This window comes from Saliterribacillus persicus (genome assembly GCF_003337485.1).
In the GTDB taxonomy this organism is placed as follows: Bacteria; Bacillota; Bacilli; order Bacillales; family Amphibacillaceae; genus Saliterribacillus; species Saliterribacillus persicus.
Genome location: NZ_QPJJ01000001.1, coordinates 429033 through 448483, shown reverse-complemented (window position 1 = coordinate 448483; position 19451 = coordinate 429033). Strand labels below are relative to the sequence as shown.

Sequence of the window (19451 nt, the reverse complement as noted above, 5' to 3'; positions counted from 1 at the left end):
AAAGTTGGGAAGTCAATCCTTTATTAACAATTATTTTTCAATTTTTTGTAAATAAAGGATATTATTCTAAAAATATGCACGAAAACCCTATTGATAGCGGGGTTAAATTTATTTTAAAAAATTCCAAAAAATTAAGTGCCTATTCAATTTTTCTATTCCAACATATCGTAATTATAAAAGAGATGAGGAGAGTGATTGTTGTGAGTCAAAATTTTTCTGAGAAAGAAAATAAAAGTAAAAAGGAACAATTTCAAGAAAAGATAGATCACCTTAGAAGGCAGGATCCAACTAAAATTCTGCAATCTGTTGATGAGTTTTTTAAACAATCGTTTGCAGCACTTGATATGCCTGTAGATATTTTAGATACAGAGGATGAATGGCTAGTAAAAGCTTATCTACCTGGGATTGAAAAGAAACAAATTAATCTAGAAGTTTTAGACGAGGAAATAAATATTGTAGTTTTGCATAAAGAGGAAACCAATCAATATGATGAAACGTATCACTATCATAAACGCGAAAGAAAAATGGAGGAAGCAACAAGAAAAATAAGATTACCTTTTACAGCAAATACTGAAACTGTGCATGCTAATTATGAAAATGGGGTACTCTATATCAAAGGAGAAAAATCAGAAAAAAATACAAAGCGAATAGAAATTGATTAAGGGATGAGACGTATTCTATCAACAGAATAGACTTGTTCACATAGCACGCTTTTCCATGAGAAGTGTGCTATATTGATAGAACAGTAGAATGTAAGAGAGGGGGAAGAAATTTGGATATTACTCCTTATTTATTAGGCTTTATTATATTTTTTAATATTGTATTAGCTTTTGCAATTGTATTTTTAGAAAGAAGAAATCCAACAGCTACATGGGCTTGGTTGATGGTTTTATTATTTATTCCAGTAGCCGGCTTTATTTTATATCTCGTGTTTGGAAGGAAATTAAGTAATAAATCAATTTTTACCTGGGACACGAAAAGTAAGCTAGGTGTAAAAACTGCTGTTCAGCATCAACTAAGAGAAATGGAACACGGGAAGTACCAAATTTCAGATGAGCAAATGCTCCCGTACAAGGATATTTTTTATTTGCATCTACGTAATAATGACGCTCTAATTACGCAAGATAATAAGGTTGATGTTTTCACAGATGGCAAGAAAAAATTTAATGAATTATTGAAGGATATGGATAAGGCAACTGACCATATTCATTTACTTTATTATACAATTCGTGATGACTCTTTAGGGCAACGAGTAGCGCAGATGGTTGCTAAGAAAGCAAAAGAAGGCGTTCAGGTAAAAGTCTTGTATGATGATATGGGATCAAGAACTATAAGTAAAAAAATAATCCGATTGATGCGCGATGCAGGAGCAGATGTGGACTCCTTTTTCCCGCCATTAATTCCGAAGGTTAACCTTAAAATTAACCACCGTAACCACCGTAAGATTGCTGTCATTGATGGTAAAGTAGGTTATATCGGTGGATTTAACATAGGTGATGAATATCTCGGATATAAAAAGAAGTTTGGATATTGGCGTGACACACATTTACGCATAACAGGGAGTGCAGTATTGCACTTGCAAACTCGATTTATTTTGGACTGGAACCAAGCATCACGCAATGACATTGTATATGATGAACGCTATTATCAAGCAGAACCAGCAGGGACAGTCGGCATGCAAATTGTTTCTAGTGGACCAGATTCAGAATGGGAACAGATTAAGCATGGCTACATAAAAATGATCATGTCAGCTAAAAAATACGTGTTTATTCAAACGCCTTATTTTATACCGGATGAAAGCCTATTAGACGCACTGAAGATTGCTAGTTTATCAGGAATAGACGTTCGCATCATGATCCCAAATAAACCAGATCATCCATTTGTATATTGGGCAACATATTCTTACGTAGGAGATCTTTTAAGTGCCGGTGCTACCGTGTATATCTATCAAAATGGTTTCTTACATGCCAAAACGATTGTAGTAGATGGAAAAATAGCTTCAGTTGGAACGGCTAATATAGATGTAAGAAGCTTTCGTCTTAATTTTGAGGTTAACGCATTTTTATATAATGAGACATTAGTAGAAATGTTAGTTGATGAATTTGAAAAAGATATGGAATATGTATCTGAATTAACATTTGCACTCTACAAGCAACGTTCGCTATGGATTCGTTTTAAAGAATCATTAGCACGATTAATTTCTCCTATACTGTGAAGGCTAAGGGCAAACATTCTTAAATGTTTGTCTTTTTGTTTGCCTTAGAATATGGGAAAAATTAAAAAAGCATTGATTGACATTATTCAATTACTAAAATATACTTACTTACATAAAGTAAGTTAAATAATGAAAAAGAGGCGATTAATCATGACAACCAGATCAATTGAAAAGTTTCATATAGAAAGCGTTGAATTAGAGGTAACCAATCTTGAAAAATCCATTAGCTTTTATGAGGATATATTAGGATTTACCGTGATCAGAAAAGCAGACAAATATGTAGAGCTAGGAACAAAGGATGAGCAAATTCTCGTAGTATTGCATGAAAATAAAGAAGCACGAAAGATGAGACAAGGAGAAACGGGAATTTACCATTTTGCTATTTTAGTACCAGAAAGAGCGCAATTAGCAGCTTTTCTAAAACATATATCAGATAAAAGATATCCTTTAATTGGCGCTTCAGACCATTTATTTAGTGAGGCCATCTATTTAGAAGATCCAGACCAAATAGGAATTGAAGTATATTGTGATCGACCAAAAGAAGAATGGGAAGAGGATAATGGAGAGATAAAAGTAGCGACTTTACCGCTTCAGGTAGAAGATTTAATGGCCACCTATAAAGAGCCGTGGACAGCGTTACCGATTGGTACGATAATCGGACACCTGCATTTTCATGTAAGCTCAATTAAACAGGCACGAACCTTTTATATGGATCAGTTTGGATTAGATAAAAAAGTAGAAATGGGTTCACAAGCACTGTTTGTTTCTGGAGAAGGGTACCATCATCATATTGGTTTAAATGTATGGAATGGAAGAGATGCAGTAGTACCAGAAGAAAACGTGGTTGGTCTGAAAAAAGCGAATGTAACTATATCAGTAGAAGACCTTCATGCATTAAGGAAGAGTGGTGTCTTAAAAGAGGAATCAATGCAATTAGAAGATCCATTTTCCATTAAATATGGTCTAAGCATTTAGTCTGGCTTTATGCCTATCTGAATTTCGCGTATACTAATGATTGGAAAGGATGAGTCATATGCGCGGATTAAAAGTGGACCATTTATATAAATCTTACGGTGAAAAAGTATTATTTAATCAAATTTCATTTTCAATTGGAGAAAACGATCGTATCGGTTTAATTGGAGTAAACGGTACGGGGAAATCCTCTTTATTAAAAGTATTAGCTGGAATTGATACAGCAGAGTCAGGAGAATTTGAGCATCCAAATGATTACCTTGTGGAGTATTTAGATCAGGATCCAGAATTAGACGATACTGTATCAGTAATGGAATATATTTATAATGGCGAACAAAAGGAAATTGTAACGCTAAGGAAATATGAAAAAGCTGCACTAGCTCTTGAAAACAACCCAACGGATGAAAAATTGCAACAGCAGCTTTTGCGCGTCCAACAGGAAATGGATGAAATTGATGCTTGGGATGCAATGACAAGAGCAAAAACAATTCTTTCAAAGCTAGGTGTAACGAAACTAGATCAACAAATTAGCGCACTTTCAGGTGGCCAGAAAAAAAGAGTGGCAATTGCCAAAGCCTTTATTCAGCCTGCAGATCTACTCATTTTAGATGAACCAACAAACCATTTAGACAATGATACGATCGAATGGTTAGAGGAATTTTTACCACAATATAAAGGTGCATTATTACTAGTTACACACGATCGTTATTTCTTAAACCGTGTTACCAATCGTATTTTTGAGTTAGATAAGGGTAAGCTATATACCTATCAAGGTAACTATCAAATTTTCTTAGAGAAAAAGGCGGAAAGAGAAGAACAGGAAGTAGCTAGTGAAAAGAAACATAAAAATGTTTTAAAACAAGAGTTAGCTTGGCTTCATCGGGGGGCCAAGGCCCGAACTACTAAGCAAAAAGCACGAATCGGTCGTGTGGAGGAAATGAAGGATAAAACCTTTGATACAAAAAAAGAATCAGTCGCTTTTGCAGTTGGTGCAAATCGGCTAGGCACAAAAGTGTTAGAAGTAGAAGGCCTAACAAAGGGATATGGAAACGAAATGTTATTTGAAAACCTTGATTTTTTAGTGAAACCACATGATCGAATTGGCATAGTAGGTGCAAATGGTAGTGGAAAAACTACTTTATTAAATATTTTAGCCGGACAGATTGAGCCTGATAAAGGTTTCGTGGAGAAAGGTTCGACGGTGAAAATTGGGTACTATACCCAAAACCATCCCGCTATTCCAGACGATTTAAAGGTGATTGAATTTATTCGAGATGTGGCTGAAGTGGTGCATACCCAAAAAGGGGATATCATTACAGCGGAACAAATGCTAGAGCAATTTCTATTTCCGAGATCTATGCAATGGACGTATGTGAAAAGACTCTCGGGTGGCGAACGAAGAAGGTTGTACTTATTAAGTGTATTGATGAAAGAACCCAATGTACTCTTCTTAGATGAACCGACCAATGATTTAGATACACAAACGTTAATGGTCTTAGAGGATTACTTAGAAAATTTTCCTGGTGTTGTTATAACTGTTTCGCACGATCGGTATTTCCTTGATAAAACGGTTGATCAGCTTTTAGCTTTTGATGGAAGCGGAAATGTTATTTATTTTTATGGGAATTATTCCGAATACAGAGAACAAGAAAAGGTTGCCGAAACTCCAATACAAAAAGAGAAAAGCAAACCTCTTCCTGAAAAGAAAAAAAGAAAAAAGCTTTCCTATAACGATCAAAAGGAATGGGAAACGATTGAAGATACCATCGGTGACATAGAGGGCCAAATAGAGAGTGTTCAACAAGATATTGAGGATGCCGGAAGTGATAGTGAAAAAATCCAGAAGCTCTATAAAAAGCAACAGCAATTAGAGCAGGAGCTTGAATTCAAAATGGAACGATGGGAAGAGCTTTCTTTATTGGTAGAAGAGATGGACTAACCAAATGGTTTGGTTTGGTGAATCGATTATGGGATAATTGTTGGGTGAAAAAGAGTTAATAAAAAAAGATACTCTAATGGTGAAAAAATGGAGGGAATGTTATGGCAGATTTGAAGTTGAAAGAAAAGTATGCGGAATTAGCTCTTAAAACAGGAGTGAATCTTCAAAAGGATCAAGCACTTGTCATCAATTCATCGATTGAGGGTGTGGAATTCACTCGTATTGTAGCTAAAAAAGCATACGAACTTGGAGCGAAAAATGTCCATGTCAATTGGACGGATGACGAATTAACCTTACTAAAATACGAAAATGCTCCAGAAGAGGTTTTAACGGATATTCCGGAATGGCAGGTTGAGAAACATCTTGATTTTGCTAAAGATGGAGCTGCACTTTTTGCAATTCGTTCCACGAATCCAGATTTATTAAAGGATATTGACCCTGCTCGTGTTGCAAAGGCAAACAAAGCTGGAGCGGAAGCGATGAAGGAATTTCGCCAATATACGATGAATGATCGTATTCCATGGTCGATTATTTCTATCCCAACAGGTGACTGGGCGCAAAAGATATTCCCAGATAAAGAAAAGGAAGATGCCATCGAAAGCTTATGGGAATCCATTTTCCAAATCGTCCGAGTGGATCAAGAAGATCCTGTTAAAGCATGGGAAAAGCATAATAAGCAATTAAAAGTTGCTCGTGAGATTTTAAATAAGAAGGCATATAAATCATTACAATTTAAATCAAAAGGAACAGATATTACCTTTGATCTTCCAGATGGCCACATATGGAAGGGTGGAGCAGCAAAGACTACTGCTGGGTTTGCATTTAATCCCAATATGCCAACAGAAGAAGTTTTCACAGTTCCGCATAAATATGGTGTAAATGGAAAAGTAACAGCTACTAAGCCATTGATTTATGGTGGTAACATGATTGATGACTTTAGTTTAACGTTTAAAGACGGAAAAGTAGTTGATTTCCAGGCAGAAAAAGGCTATGAAACGTTGAAGCATTTGCTAGATACGGATGAAGGTGCCAAGCGATTAGGAGAATTAGCCCTAGTTCCACACGCATCTCCTATATCACAATCAGGTTTGATTTTTTATAACACCTTGTTTGATGAAAACGCATCTTGTCATATCGCACTTGGGAAAGCTTACCCTACCAATTTAGAGGGTGGTTCTGACATGGATGAAGAGACATTAGATAAACATGGGGTGAATGATAGCCTGACTCATGTTGACTTTATGATTGGATCAGAAGACTTAGATATCGACGGTGTTAAAGAAGATGGCACAACAGAAGCGGTATTTAGAAAAGGTGCATGGGCATTTGAACTAACTGAATAAACACATAGAAAGGCTCCTTTCACTATGGAAAGGAGCCTTTTGTATATAAAGATCGTGCAGCATTTAATTTAGCGCAGGCGTCCACTTCGACTCCCAGGGGATTAGCGTGATCTGAAGATCCACTTTTGTAAAGTGAATTTCTTTTAAAAAAGTTAGCTGAAGACACGCCCCCTAGGAAAGACCAGCTATGGAAAGTCAACCACATATAGTTATTTTTTAATATTATTTTTCATTTAAAAAAATGCATGCGAAAGTACACCTCATCTGAGAGGTGTTTTGAGAGGAATATACGTTTGGTTATTACTTACTTAACTTGTGGTTCGTATGGCTTGTTATCTCGTAAAATGGCAAAAATGATGTGAGCTAGCTTTCTGGCTACGGCCCCAACAGCTACGTGATGTCCTTTTCCTCTATCCTTTAATTTATTGTAAAACTGTGATAACGCTGGATCACTCTGGCTTGCAGAAAATGCGGCATGCCAAATAGCTCTTCGCAGGTAAGGAGAACCCCTTTTGGATATGTGTACTTCGGTAGCATTAAATTTGCCAGATTGTTTTACAGCTGGGTCTAGGCCTGCGAATGCAACTAATTGTTCTGGTCGATAAAAGCGCTCTATCGATCCAATTTCGCCTATAATTACAGCTGCTGTGACATCTCCAACGCCTTTTATAGTAGTTAAATAGGTTGCTTGTTGTTTCACGAGTGCAGAAAGCTTCTCTTCAATCTGATGGATTTGACGGTCCAGTAAGGACAGTTGTTCAAGTAATAGATGGATTTGCATTCGAAATGAATCGTTGGCCATTGTAATGCCAAAGCTTTCTGCTGCAGATTGTTTAATTTTTGTTGCTTTTTCATGTGCTCTTTTTTCTCCATAGGATTGTTTACTGGACTCATTTAAGAATGCAGCTAAGCTATCTGTATCAATGGTTTGTATGTCTTCTGGCATAGGATAATGAAAAAGTAATTCAGAAGAAGAGGTCCCAAATACTTCGGAAAACAGCTCCTCATATTCTGGAAATATCTGATCGAGAAGAGCTATGACCTTTCGTTTGATATCAGAGCTTTGATCTACCAGAGAATAACGCAATCTTTCCAAATGCCTTATCTGAAGCAAGGCTTCTTCTATAAAAGGTGTTGCTTCTGGAACGTCAATCCGAATAACTTGAGCAATGAGAAAAGCATCACGAGTATCTGTTTTTGTTTTACGTATATAAAAATTTCGCAAAGCATCAGATTGTAACGGATTGAAGGCCGTTACCTTAAAGCCAAGTTGGTAAAGATAAGTGAACACAGAAAGCCAATAATGGCCAGTCGCTTCTAGGCCACAAGCACAATTATCAGGGGTGAGCTGATGTTGGTTTAAAAAAGCTAACAACTTGTCACTCCCGGTTTTTGAATTAGAAAAACGAAGAGTTTTTCCAACTGAATTACCTTGTTGGTCAATCACCCCAGCTTCGTGGTTTTTTTTACCAATATCAATCCCTAAGTAGTACATGTAAACACCACCCGTATGATAGATTAATCAGAAAAGAGGAATCCTCCACATCTTTATAGATATCCATGCTCGTTCGATATTCGACAACATCGTGTCATCCAGCTGATACGAATCATTCTATAAAGAAGGAGGCATCAGACTTTCCAACGAAGACTCTGCTTCAAGCGAAGTTACGATACCTCCATCTGATTACCCCCAGTATACAATGTCATGGGGATACCTTAAAATTAAGGTTACCTATATCATACGAGCGGAGTGGGCAAGCCGTAGCGATTGTTAAGCCGTTCATCTGTTTCAAAGTGAAAACTTTATTTTATCGTTACTCTTTTCTTGGCTTCATATGATTCAACAACTAATTTTTTTCTACTAAAAGGATCGGGTTATCTTCCCGGGTTTCTGTAGAAAAACAGAACTTCCGATTAGTAGAAAGTTCTGTTTAATGTTATTGCGTATTAAAAATAAGCGTATCGAAGCTAACTTCATATACTCTTTTATTTAGATAGTGCGATTTCTATATGAGCTAAGTGGTGCTCTTCATGCCAAGATAATTTAGCAACGGTTGATGAAACAGTAATTTCACCATCTGCTTGGTGAGTGAAAGTTCGTTCTAATTGCTCTTCAGTTAAACTGGAGCCCAACTGAACGACACGTTCATTGATACCTTCGAGCATTTTAATAGAGCTTTCGACTGGAAGTCTTGTATCTGGTTGATTAGCCCACTTTTCTTGATCAAAACCTAGTACGGTTGGATTCTCTTCTGATAAAGCAAGCTTCAAACGAATATACAGGTTCAACTGAGAATCTGCGATGTGATGCACAAGTTGACGAACAGTCCAACTCCCCAAGCGATAGGTTTTATTTAATTCCTCATCACTTAAAGTGTCCACAGTTTTTCTTAATCGAATCGTGTAAGTTTCGATTTCCTTTAGCCATCCATCAATATGATCTAATGTAACTTTTTCAGGAACCTGTAATGGTCCAATTGGAAACCTTACATCCATTTTAATTCCTCCTTTTTCCTTTACTATACTAAGTTAACACAACAAACAAGAGAGATGTGTTTTTATCCATCATTACTTTACTAGACATTGTTCCTTTAATTAGGTCCTCCCCTAATTACTGCTATTACTCGCTGCTGCAGCTGCTGCGACACCAGCGATCATTGCCGTTTGTTGTGCTTGAATAATCGTTTCAATGGTCGTTTGAATACCAGTTGTTAGCAAATTCGTATTTTCTACTTTATCTTTCACGATAAAATTAGTAGCGATAATAAAATTGATATCCTTTTTCCAACGAAAGTGCTTTTCATTATTGAACCGATCGTACAAGGCCATAAGAGTTTCAATATCCTTTGAACTGTTTTCAATCAATGCAAGTAGACCAATCACTGGGTAAAACATAGGCTTTACTCGCAACCCCATTTTTTTGAAATCTTGTGTTAAAGACTTAGCTCGGTCAACTAGAACAGAAGGATCCTCGTCTTGTTGAATGGTGAAAATATGACTTAAAAACTGCAAATCGTTTCCTTTTCGAAATCCATTTTGATTCAACTGGTCATAATATCTATCCATATCATTTATAAGTTCGTCAGTATTTCTATCTAATTGTGCCAATAATAAAGCTAAGGGGTAATCATTGTCACCAGTTAAAAAGTAATGGCTTTTCTTCATATTCTTATAAATAATCATTGCTCGATCAATAAGGAGGTCACTGTCTGTTTCAGTATTAGATGTAAATAAACTTAATGCAGCAATATAAGTGAAGCTTCCTCTTTTGAATCCACCTTCTACGAGCTTTTCATAGACAGCAAGATATTTGTGAAAATTATCTTTAGGCTCATCAAAATGCAGATCAAGCATCGCTCCTACTGTAAAGCGGTGGGAGGATTTTAATGTTGAAAAAGTCCCAACATTTTTCTTAATATAATCAGTTATAGTAGAAAATCGCTCCATTTGGAATGGCTTTTCGTTCATACTATAAAGTGAAGAAATCATCATTATCGAGCTTGTATCTGCCATACCCCACTTTAATTTTTTCTTTAACGCTGTAAATACCTCCATGTATTCAGTACTAATTTGGTTAACGTCTCGCCCCATTAGAACACATCCTTTATATTGTGATTATTATAAGATTTTTTTAAAAAAATGTTTCAATATATTCGCCTAAAAACATAAATCAGAAAAGAGTGTAAAATCATAATTCCTGTTATTAAATACCACATAGCCATACGCCAATCATCGCCATCTAATGGCATTACAAAGTCTTCGATTAATCTAATAATAATCCATCCTATAATAAACATCGGAAAAATAATTGTATAAGACCTATTGAGAATTATTTGTCCACGTTCATCTTTTCCTTCGTGTCCAAATTGAAATTTAGAAAAGAATATAATCGCAATAATGAAAACTACCAAATAAAAATAGATAAACATTTACAAATCCTCCTTAAGTTTATATTGAAAAACTTCATCCAATTCCACCTCAAACAAAAGTGCTAGTTCATAAGCTAATTTGAGTGATGGATTATATTTATTTTTTTCCAAAGAAGCAATTGTCTGTCTACTAACACTAATTTTTTCTGCTACATCTTTTTGTGAATATCCTTTTTTAGCTCTTAATACTGGTAATTGGTTTCTAATTTCACCGTGCTCATTCATTATTCATCCCCCTTGTGAGTTACTTGTAGTGTAATGTATTTTTAACTTAATGTAAACTATTTTTGTAAAAATGTCGTATATTTTTAACTTAAAGATGTTAAATCATAGTGTTTAGAGTTTAAATTAAAAAACCAGGATAAGTGGACAAGTTAAAAAATGCTGGGAGGATATATATAGCAAAACTATTCATTATACAAGAAGGATAGTTTGTAAAATGTACTTAACGGGTATCAATCAATAGTAGCCAGAAATGCATCAAAGAAAGGGATTTTTATGCCTAATCAATCTGAAATTATAGAATTTCTCAAAACATATAAGGCTCCAATTATCATTATACTTGCAGGATTTTTCTTAACAGGCATGAGTTTTTACTTGTTTATAGAAATCGCTGAAGAAGTATTAGAAAAAGAAGAGTTTTATATCGATTCTACTGTGCAAAATCTGATCGAGCCTATTAGATCTACATTAACAGATAATATATTTGGTTATATAACAGAAGGTGGCTCTGTATGGTTTTTATCTGTAGCATCGATTGTTTTACTAGTATATTTATTTCTCAATTCCAAATACAGTAATTGGTTTTTGATTTACTTTACCATTAATATGATTGGAATTGCTGGGCTTACAAAAGGCCTGAAATTACTTTTTGAAAGAGAACGTCCAGAAGTGTTAGAGCAATATGATGGTTCTGGCTTTAGTTTTCCGAGTGGGCATTCTACTGGGGCTATTGCTTTTTACGGTTTTGTAATTTATCTTATTGTGATTAGTCATTTAGATAAAAAGTGGAAATGGTTGATTAATATCGTACTCGGAATTTTTGCATTACTTGTTGCGACGAGTAGGGTGTTTATCAATGTCCATTATGTTACAGATGTAGTTGCGGGAATTAGCTTAGGTTTAACTTTTTTATTTGTATGTATCTTCGCGCTCGAAGTTACGTTATGGCAAAATAGACGTAAAAAAAAGAGAGTAGGCTAAGCCGCTAATAAATGAAAGAAGCCCATTTGCTTATAATTAAAGCGAATGGGCTTCTTTTCACATCTGGTTATTTTTAATGAGAACAGCACGTATTAATGTGTAAGTGAATGTTTCTGGTAATGCTTCTTTAATCAATTTTAATCTTGGTTCCTCTAGCTTGCTATGGGCATCTAATACTGCCTTTTCTTCATCCTCGTTAAAGAAATAACTCCAGTCAATTGGATGATCTTCTTTTACAGCCTGAAAAAGGTGCGCAATGATCGTATTTTCTGCAAGCCCACGTTGTAATGCAACCGCTTCTAGTGATTGTAGATCCTGAAAAAGATGATAAGTAGTGAGATAACTTGGTTCTTTTTTGGAGGAGGTGGGCGCATTGTTCATTTGAACCGGTGCGCTTTCTTTAGCTTCTCCAGGATTAGCGTTTTTCCAATTAGATATTTCGTTTAAAAACGCTTCTCCATATTGATCATATTTTTTCTCGCCGAGTCCGCGCAATTCGAGCATCTCACTCTTTGATTCTGGTAGAAATTTCGCCATTTCTTTTAATGTGCGATCACCAAATAACACATATGGTGGCACACCTTGATCGTCGGCCATTTTTTTCCTTAGTCTTCGTAAGGCTTCAAATAACTCGACATGGTAATCCTCCGCTTCACGCGTTGCTACTTTCTCTACTTTTAACCAAACTTTTTCTGTGCCCTTTAAAACCTCTAAGGCCCGTGGTTGTAATCGTAGTATTGGAAAGCGACCTTCACCTGGACTTAAATAATTCTCAGCAATTAAATAATGAATAAACTGGACAATTTCTTTTTCTGTTTGATCTTTTAATAATCCATACGTAGTCAATCGATCAAACCCGAAACTGAGCAATTTTTTATCGCGAGAGCCTTTTAAAACTTTAGCAGTCATTGCAGCACCAAAGGATTCTCCCATCCTTTTGACACAAGAAAGAATCATTTGTGCTTCTTTTGTTTTTTCAACCTTTGCCGCATCATCTATACAATTTGAGCATTTTCCGCAATCCTGAACATCAATTTTATCGTTGAAATAATCTAAGATATAGGCTTGCAGACAGCGATCGGTGTGACAATAGTTAACCATTGCTTGTAACTTTTGATATTCCTGCGTCTTTTTGTTTTCCTCTAAATCAGATTGTTCTATTAAGTATTTTTGCAGCACAATATCTTGTCCAGAAAAAAGGAGAATGCAGTCACTTGGATCTCCGTCTCTTCCTGCGCGTCCTGCTTCCTGATAGTAGGCTTCGATATTTTTAGGAAGGGCATAATGCATCACAAAGCGAACGTTTGACTTATCAATCCCCATCCCAAAAGCATTTGTTGCAATCATTAAGCCGATATCTTCATGGATAAATACGTCCTGAGCTTCTTTACGCTCAGCCTCTGATAAGCCAGCGTGATATTTTTGCACAGGGATTCCTTCTTTATAAAAATGTTGATAAAGCTGATCCACCTGTTTTCGTGTAGCTGCATATATGATACCAGCTTCATTTTGATGGTTTTTAATATAACGATCGATGTATTTTAGGCGATCTTGCCCTTTAATGATATAAAAAGATAAGTTTTCTCTTAAAAAACCTGTGTTCACAACATTTGTATCGTCAACTTCAAGAAGCTGTTTAATATCTAACTGAACATCTTCTGTCGCAGTCGCAGTCAATCCAACGAGGGTGGGCTTATTTCTTAGTGAAAGCACCGTTTGCACAACCGACCGATAGCTTGGCCTGAAATCATGTCCCCATTGCGAGATACAATGCGCTTCATCAAAAGCAATAAATGATAAAGGTATTGATTCGATAGCGTGTACGAAAAAATTGGAATCAAATCGTTCTGGGGCAATAAATATAAAATCGTAGGCCTGTTCCCGAAGCTGCTGCAAGCGCTCGTTTTGTTCAGCTGTTGATAACGAACTATTAATATAGGAAGCTTTTACACCTAACGTTTGTAATGCATCTACTTGGTCCTTCATTAACGAGATTAAAGGAGAAATAATAACAGCTGTTCCAGGTAGGGTGAGGCCGGGTATTTGGTAGCAGAGTGATTTACCGCTTCCTGTTGGCATAATTGCTAACGTGTTCTTTTTATCTAATATATAGCCAATTACTTCTTCTTGTCCTTGTCTAAATTGATCATAACCAAAATATTCTTGTAAATAGTGATTTGCCTTTGTGAGCATCGTATACATCCTTTTAAACTATTCTATTTGATTATTTTAACACGAATAGGTAGTAATTTTGTTGAATAAAAATAAAGAGTTATCTTGTGCAAAACTATTTACTTCACTTACAGTTAACTATAAACTTATGCTATAAATTCGAACGTGGGTTTTAGAGAGAAAGCAGGAGGGGGAGTTAGATGATAGATTCATTATTATTAGTATTTATGCTTATTGCAACACTTGGTATTGGCTCCCAGTGGATTGCTTGGCGGTTTCGCCTACCCGCTATCGTTGTTATGTCTATAGCAGGTCTTTTAGCGGGACCGATATTTCATTTGATAAATCCAGAAGAGGATTTTGGTGATTTATACCGACCGTTTATTTCGATTGCGGTTGCGATTATATTATTTGAAGGAAGTTTAAATTTAAACTTTAAAGAGGTAAGAGGCCTTGGAAAGCCTGTTTTTAGAATTGTAACCTTTGGGGCATTTCTAGCATGGATTCTTGGTTCATTAACAGCACATTATGTTGCTGGCATGTCCTGGGCAGTGGCCTTTGTAATTGGAGGAATTTTAATTGTAACAGGTCCTACTGTTATTTTACCACTCCTTAGGCAATCGAAGCTAAAACCAACACCAGCAAAAATATTGAAATGGGAAGGGATTATTGTAGATCCGTTTGGAGCATTAGTAGCTCTATTTGCTTTTGAGATTATCATCTTTTTATCAGCAGATGGTCGTGATTTTACTGCTTTACTTCTTTTCTTTCTAGCATCTATTTTTGCAGTGTTTTTAGGATATTTATTCGGTAAAGGAATTGGCTGGATGTTTGAAGAAGGGTATATCCCTGAATTCCTAAAATCACCGGTAGTGTTTGGTACGGTTATAGCATGTTTTACAATAGCAGATGAAGTAAAGCACGAAACAGGATTATTAGCAGTAACTGCAATGGGGATAACCTTAGCAAACTTAGGGATATCGTCAATTAAAGATATGCGCCATTTTAAAGAAAATATCTCTATTTTGCTTATTTCCACAGTCTTTATCTTACTTACTGCTTCTCTAACGCGTGAGACGCTTTTAGAGGTGTTTAGACCTGAAATTATTGCATTTGTTATTTTAATGCTTTTTGTAGTTAGACCCTTATCAATTTTCCTATCGACTTTTGGTACGGATTTGTCTAAACAAGAAAAAACATTGGTTGGTTGGATTGCTCCACGAGGTATCGTTGCATTAACCGTTGCTAGTTATTTTGCATCCGTTCTTGCTGATGCTGGATTTGAAGGGGCATCTATTGTCACTCCGCTTACCTTTGCTTTAGTATTCTCAACAGTTGTAATTCATGGCTTCTCAATTGGGTGGTTGGCGAAAAAGCTAGGCTTATCCTCAGAAGGAAAACCAGGCGTGATTATTGTTGGTAGTAACCGATTCTCAGTCTCTCTTGCGAAGCTCTTAGAAGAATTAAAGATACCGACGATTGTAACCGATTCTTCTTGGGAAAAGTTATCTAAAGCAAGAAAAGAAGGTGTCACCTCTGGTCATTGTGAGATCTTATCAGAGCAAACAGAATACTCCATTGATTTTACACCTTATGATTACTTAGTAAGTGCTACTGAATTTGATTCGTATAACGCCTTGGTGTGTTCTACCTTCGTGCCGGACTTTGGACGAAATAACGTCTACCGGTTATCAACACAGAGTCATAGTGGGGACGCAGTAGAAAATATTGACCATACCATTGGTGGACGCGTCTTGTTTAGTAAAGAAGATGGGTTAGAGGATTTAATCTATAAGATAAATAGTGGTTATGTTTTTAGAACGACGACGTTAACGAAACAATACGATATTGATGCCTATAAAAACGACAGAGAACATCAGACAATTGTTCTGTTAGTTATCAAGCAATCGAACCAAATTGAATTTGTGACAGAGGATTTAGAGATAAATGCTGTAGCAGGAGATAAAATTATTAGTTTAACTCCACCTAGTAAAGAATTTAATAAAATTAGAGAAAAGTTAAGTGAAAGAGAGACAAACAAAAGTGAAAGTAATTAAAAACAAGGTTAGCTGAACCCAGCTAACCTTGTTTTCTTAATTTAGAAATTTCTTCTTCAATCATAGCTAATTGTTTCTCGGCATTTTCAGTGTTGCCACCAACACTATCTAATTTTTCAAGATCCTGTGAGATTCGAACATAATCTGATTTTAATTCTGCTATTTTTTCTTCCGTGTTTTGGTCCATCAATACTTCACCTCAATTTATCAACCTCATTTATAATTCTATCCTATACAATTCAGAAAACGAGCGCAAGTATTCATGGTATTAAGTCATTTTTTCTAAAAATAAGAGGATTAGAACAATGAATTTTAAGGATAAAAGAATAAATCAAAGTATACAGTATTATATATACATGATTAATACGTATCTTTTTTTTAATAAGCAAATATGTCGTTTATTTGTTCCAAATGCGGGTATAGTAAATTTGTAATGATTGAAATACTTTTGTAACATGAAGGGTAACTGTTTATTGTGCGTTATTATACAAACTTTTAAATGAAGGGAGGGAAAGATAACTTGAAAATCTTTAAAACCATTGATTGGATGATTATGAAGCTAGAAGAATTTATTTTAAGTTTTGCTATCATATTAATCTCAGTTATGATTGTCGGTAATGTCATAGCTCGTGAGGTTTTTAAATCAGGTGCCTTCTATTTTGCATATGAAGTCAGTTTGTTCGCCGTAGTTGTTGCTACTTTTATGGGGCTTTCCTATGCAGCTCGAAAAGGAAGACATATCAGCATGTCCGCATTTTATGATTTTGCACCTTTTAAAATTCGAAAGATATTAATGATTATAATCAATGCGTTGACAGCAGTTGTTATGTTTGTACTCGCTTATTATTCTTATCAATTTTTAATTTTCGAATATGAAACAGGTTCTATCACATCTGCTTTAGCTATACCACGATATATTATGTATATCTTTATACCGGTTGGATTCTTCATGGCAGGAATTCAGTTTATTAGAAATACGATTGTTAACTTTACCGCCAAAGCGAAGGATAAGGTTTATTTGGGTATCGATGCCGTTGATTACAATGATGAAAAAGATAAAGATATAAAATTAGAAGATATATCTGTATAAACAATATGGATTCAGGGATAGAGAGGAAACCGATATGTTAACGACACTTTTATCGATAATGATTATATTGCTATTTTTAAATTTTCCAATGATGATCCCATTGATTGTAGCACCACTCGTGATTATGTTTATTTACAACCCAATGGTAAACATGGATTTATTGATGAAGCAATTAGTAACAGGGATAGAATCCCCGGTTTTATTAGCTGTACCGCTATTTATATTCGCAGCAGACATTATGACGTCTGGTAAAACTTCCAATCGATTACTCGATTTTATTGGCTCTTTTGTTGGCCATCTTCGCGGAGGTTATGCGGTAACAACAGCGGCTGCATGTACAATGTTTGGGGCTATTTCTGGGTCGACACAAGCAACGGTGGTTGCTGTAGGACGACCAATGAGAGAACGATTATTGAAAATTGGCTATAAAGATTCCAGTGCAATGGCACTTATTATCAACTCCAGTGATGCAGCACTTCTTATTCCGCCAAGTATTGGAATGATTATTTATGCATTAGCAGCTGGGTCAGGGGTTTCTGTTGGAGATTTGTTTATTGCAGGAATAATTCCAGGTTTAATGGTGTTTTTATCGTTTGCACTATATAGTGTAATTTATGCAAAGGTTAAAGACATTCCATTGGCAAACCGTGTTACTTGGCCAGAAAGATTGGCTTTTACGCGTAAAGCCTTGTTACCTCTTGGATTTCCAGTGGTAATAATTGGAGGTATATATACAGGTATTTTCACACCTGTTGAAGCATCAGGTATTTCTGTATTATATGCGTTTATTTTAGAGGTTTTTATATTTAAAACCATTCCGCTTAAAAATATTCCAAAGATTGCTCTTTCTACTGGGCTCGTAACCTCAGCCGTATTTATTTTAGTGGCTGGTGGGCAAGTATTTACTTGGGTGCTGGGTTATGCAAGGATTCCTCAGCAAATAACAGAAGCGGTATTAGGGACAGATCCTAGTGCGATCTATGTTTTATTAATGGTTAGTTTATTTTTCTTCGTCGGGTGTATGTTTGTCGACCCGATTGTAGTTATCTTAATTTTAACACCAATCTTTGTCCCAGCAGCACAAGCAGCTGGTATAGATTTAATTCACTTAGGTATTATCGTTACCTTCCAAGCAGCATTAGGTTCAGCAACACCGCCGTTTGGGGTCGATATATTTACCGCAAGTGCCGTGTTTAAGCGGCCATATTTAGAAGTAATTAAAAGTACACCACCATTTATAGCGATATTGTTAGTTATTGGAATTTTGTTAATATTCTTTGAAGAACTATCGTTAATCTTGATTTAATGTGTTATTAAGAGAGTTGAAGGAAACTTTAGCTCCTTGATATAAATGTAAAAAATTATAATAGGGGGTAATCACCATTTTTAACAAAAAACTATGGTTAGCATTATTTTCCGTATTGGCACTTAGCTTCTTGCTAGTGGCATGTGGCGGAGATGACGAAGAAGGTACAGAAGATACATCAGGGGAAGATACAGGAACAGAAGAAGGAACTGATGAAGGTTCTGAAGGCGGAGAAGAAGCAGCAGGAGACTTTGAAGCGCAAGAATGGCGTTTTGTTACAGAGGAACTTCCTGGAGAAGTACAATATGAGTATGCTGCAGAATTTGCAAATCGTATTGATGAAAAAACAGGTGGTCAAATTGAAGTAACACCTTACGAATTTGGTGGACTTGGTAGTGAAGTTGACCAAGCACAATCTTTACAACAAGGTGCAGTTGAGCTTGCTGTAATGTCACCAGGTTTCACAGGTGGGCAAGTAGTAGAAGGACAACTTTTCTCATTACATTTCTTGTTCCCAGAGGACCAAGAACAAACGCAAGAAATCTTAAATACGAGTGAAGCATTAAACACAGATTTAAGAGAACGTTATGAAGAACACAGTATTACACCACTTGCATATTGGACAGAGGGTGCAATGAACTGGACTAGTAACAATGGTATCTCTGCACCATCAGATTTTGAAGGATTCAACATGCGTGTACAAGAATCTCCATTAATGCGTGAAGCTTATAACGCTTATGGCGCAGAAGTTCAAGCACTTAGCTGGGGAGAATTATACACAGGGTTAGACCAAGGTACTGTTGATGGTCAAGAAAACCCACTTTTCTTCATTAACTCTGCCGGGTTCCATGAAGTACAAGATACACTTACTTTATCTAGTCACAATAACTATGTTGCAATGACTACGGTTAATACGGATTGGTATAATGGTTTAGATGACAATGTAAAATCAGTAATTGATGAAACAGTAGAAGAAATGCAAAGCTGGGTATTTGATGAGCAAAAACGTCAAAACGAAGAAGCTTTAACTGCAATTGAAGAAGATACCGAGAATGCAACAGAAATCATTGAGCTTACTGAGGAAGACCGTCAAGCATTTGTGGAATTAGCTACACCAGTATATGATTTCTATCGTTCTGAAGTTTCAGAAGTAGATGGTGCAATTCTTGATAAGCTAGAAGAAGAAATTGCAGAAGTTACAGGTGAATAATCATTAACATTAAAA

The 19451-nt window shown here is 35.9% G+C and carries 17 protein-coding genes; 10 read left to right on the top strand and 7 right to left on the bottom strand.

The window, feature by feature from the left end:
• Window positions 1–200 precede the first annotated feature (200 nt).
• The 5 genes from DFR57_RS01940 to DFR57_RS01920 all read left to right on the top strand — a co-directional run bounded on the left by DFR57_RS01940 (window position 201) and on the right by DFR57_RS01920 (window position 6469).
• A complete protein-coding gene (locus DFR57_RS01940; RefSeq protein ID WP_170132874.1) occupies window positions 201–662 on the top strand; it encodes an Hsp20/alpha crystallin family protein in 462 nt (153 codons plus the stop codon).
• A gap of 110 nt (window positions 663–772) precedes the next feature.
• Window positions 773–2215: a cardiolipin synthase gene (gene cls, locus DFR57_RS01935; RefSeq protein WP_114351441.1), complete on the top strand. Its 1443-nt coding sequence runs from the start codon at window positions 773–775 to the stop codon at window positions 2213–2215.
• Window positions 2216–2365: 150 nt separating this feature from the next.
• Window positions 2366–3190, top strand: a complete 825-nt coding sequence (locus DFR57_RS01930) for a VOC family protein (protein WP_170132873.1) — start codon at window positions 2366–2368, stop codon at window positions 3188–3190.
• A 58-nt stretch (window positions 3191–3248) separates the two neighbouring features.
• Entirely contained in the window at window positions 3249–5126 is a 1878-nt protein-coding gene (locus tag DFR57_RS01925; RefSeq protein ID WP_114351439.1) for an ABC-F family ATP-binding cassette domain-containing protein, read from the top strand.
• Window positions 5127–5227: 101 nt separating this feature from the next.
• Complete coding sequence (locus DFR57_RS01920) at window positions 5228–6469, top strand: aminopeptidase (protein WP_114351438.1); 1242 nt, start codon at window positions 5228–5230, stop codon at window positions 6467–6469.
• 304 nt (window positions 6470–6773) lie between these two features.
• Here DFR57_RS01920 and DFR57_RS01915 read toward each other — a convergent pair whose 3' ends face one another.
• From DFR57_RS01915 to DFR57_RS01895, 5 genes are all read right to left on the bottom strand, one after another.
• Entirely contained in the window at window positions 6774–7964 is a 1191-nt protein-coding gene (locus tag DFR57_RS01915) for an IS110 family RNA-guided transposase (RefSeq protein WP_114351437.1), read from the bottom strand.
• 491 nt (window positions 7965–8455) lie between these two features.
• Entirely contained in the window at window positions 8456–8965 is a 510-nt protein-coding gene (locus DFR57_RS01910) for a YfiT family bacillithiol transferase (protein ID WP_114351436.1), read from the bottom strand.
• 111 nt (window positions 8966–9076) lie between these two features.
• A complete protein-coding gene (locus DFR57_RS01905; protein ID WP_114351435.1) occupies window positions 9077–10060 on the bottom strand; it encodes a DUF4003 family protein in 984 nt (327 codons plus the stop codon).
• Between the two features lie 53 nt (window positions 10061–10113).
• The gene (locus DFR57_RS01900) at window positions 10114–10398 is read right to left on the bottom strand and encodes a hypothetical protein (RefSeq protein WP_114351434.1); all 285 of its coding nucleotides are present in this window, start codon (window positions 10396–10398) and stop codon (window positions 10114–10116) included.
• Window positions 10399–10623 carry a helix-turn-helix transcriptional regulator gene (locus DFR57_RS01895; protein ID WP_114351433.1) on the bottom strand — a complete coding sequence of 75 codons (225 nt, stop codon included), beginning with the start codon at window positions 10621–10623 and terminating at the stop codon, window positions 10399–10401. It abuts the gene before it with no gap.
• A 273-nt stretch (window positions 10624–10896) separates the two neighbouring features.
• Between DFR57_RS01895 and DFR57_RS01890 the strand changes: the two genes are divergently transcribed.
• Complete coding sequence (locus DFR57_RS01890; protein WP_114351432.1) at window positions 10897–11601, top strand: phosphatase PAP2 family protein; 705 nt, start codon at window positions 10897–10899, stop codon at window positions 11599–11601.
• Window positions 11602–11658: 57 nt separating this feature from the next.
• Here the strand turns inward: DFR57_RS01890 and recQ are convergent, their stop codons facing one another.
• Window positions 11659–13794, bottom strand: coding sequence for a DNA helicase RecQ (recQ, locus tag DFR57_RS01885; RefSeq protein WP_114351431.1), 2136 nt, complete (start codon window positions 13792–13794; stop codon window positions 11659–11661).
• Between the two features lie 179 nt (window positions 13795–13973).
• On the opposite strand from recQ, the gene DFR57_RS01880 reads away from it, so the two are divergent.
• Window positions 13974–15830 carry a cation:proton antiporter gene (locus DFR57_RS01880; protein ID WP_114351430.1) on the top strand — a complete coding sequence of 619 codons (1857 nt, stop codon included), beginning with the start codon at window positions 13974–13976 and terminating at the stop codon, window positions 15828–15830.
• 22 nt (window positions 15831–15852) lie between these two features.
• Here DFR57_RS01880 and DFR57_RS18180 read toward each other — a convergent pair whose 3' ends face one another.
• Entirely contained in the window at window positions 15853–16017 is a 165-nt protein-coding gene (locus tag DFR57_RS18180; protein WP_170132872.1) for an SE1832 family protein, read from the bottom strand.
• 333 nt (window positions 16018–16350) lie between these two features.
• On the opposite strand from DFR57_RS18180, the gene DFR57_RS01875 reads away from it, so the two are divergent.
• From DFR57_RS01875 to dctP, 3 genes are all read left to right on the top strand, one after another.
• On the top strand, window positions 16351–16920 hold the full coding sequence (locus DFR57_RS01875) for a TRAP transporter small permease (protein ID WP_114351429.1): 570 nt from the start codon (window positions 16351–16353) through the stop codon (window positions 16918–16920).
• A gap of 34 nt (window positions 16921–16954) precedes the next feature.
• Window positions 16955–18226 carry a TRAP transporter large permease gene (locus tag DFR57_RS01870; RefSeq protein ID WP_114351428.1) on the top strand — a complete coding sequence of 424 codons (1272 nt, stop codon included), beginning with the start codon at window positions 16955–16957 and terminating at the stop codon, window positions 18224–18226.
• A 115-nt stretch (window positions 18227–18341) separates the two neighbouring features.
• Window positions 18342–19436: a TRAP transporter substrate-binding protein DctP gene (gene dctP, locus DFR57_RS01865; protein WP_245937354.1), complete on the top strand. Its 1095-nt coding sequence runs from the start codon at window positions 18342–18344 to the stop codon at window positions 19434–19436.
• Window positions 19437–19451: the final 15 nt, after the last annotated feature.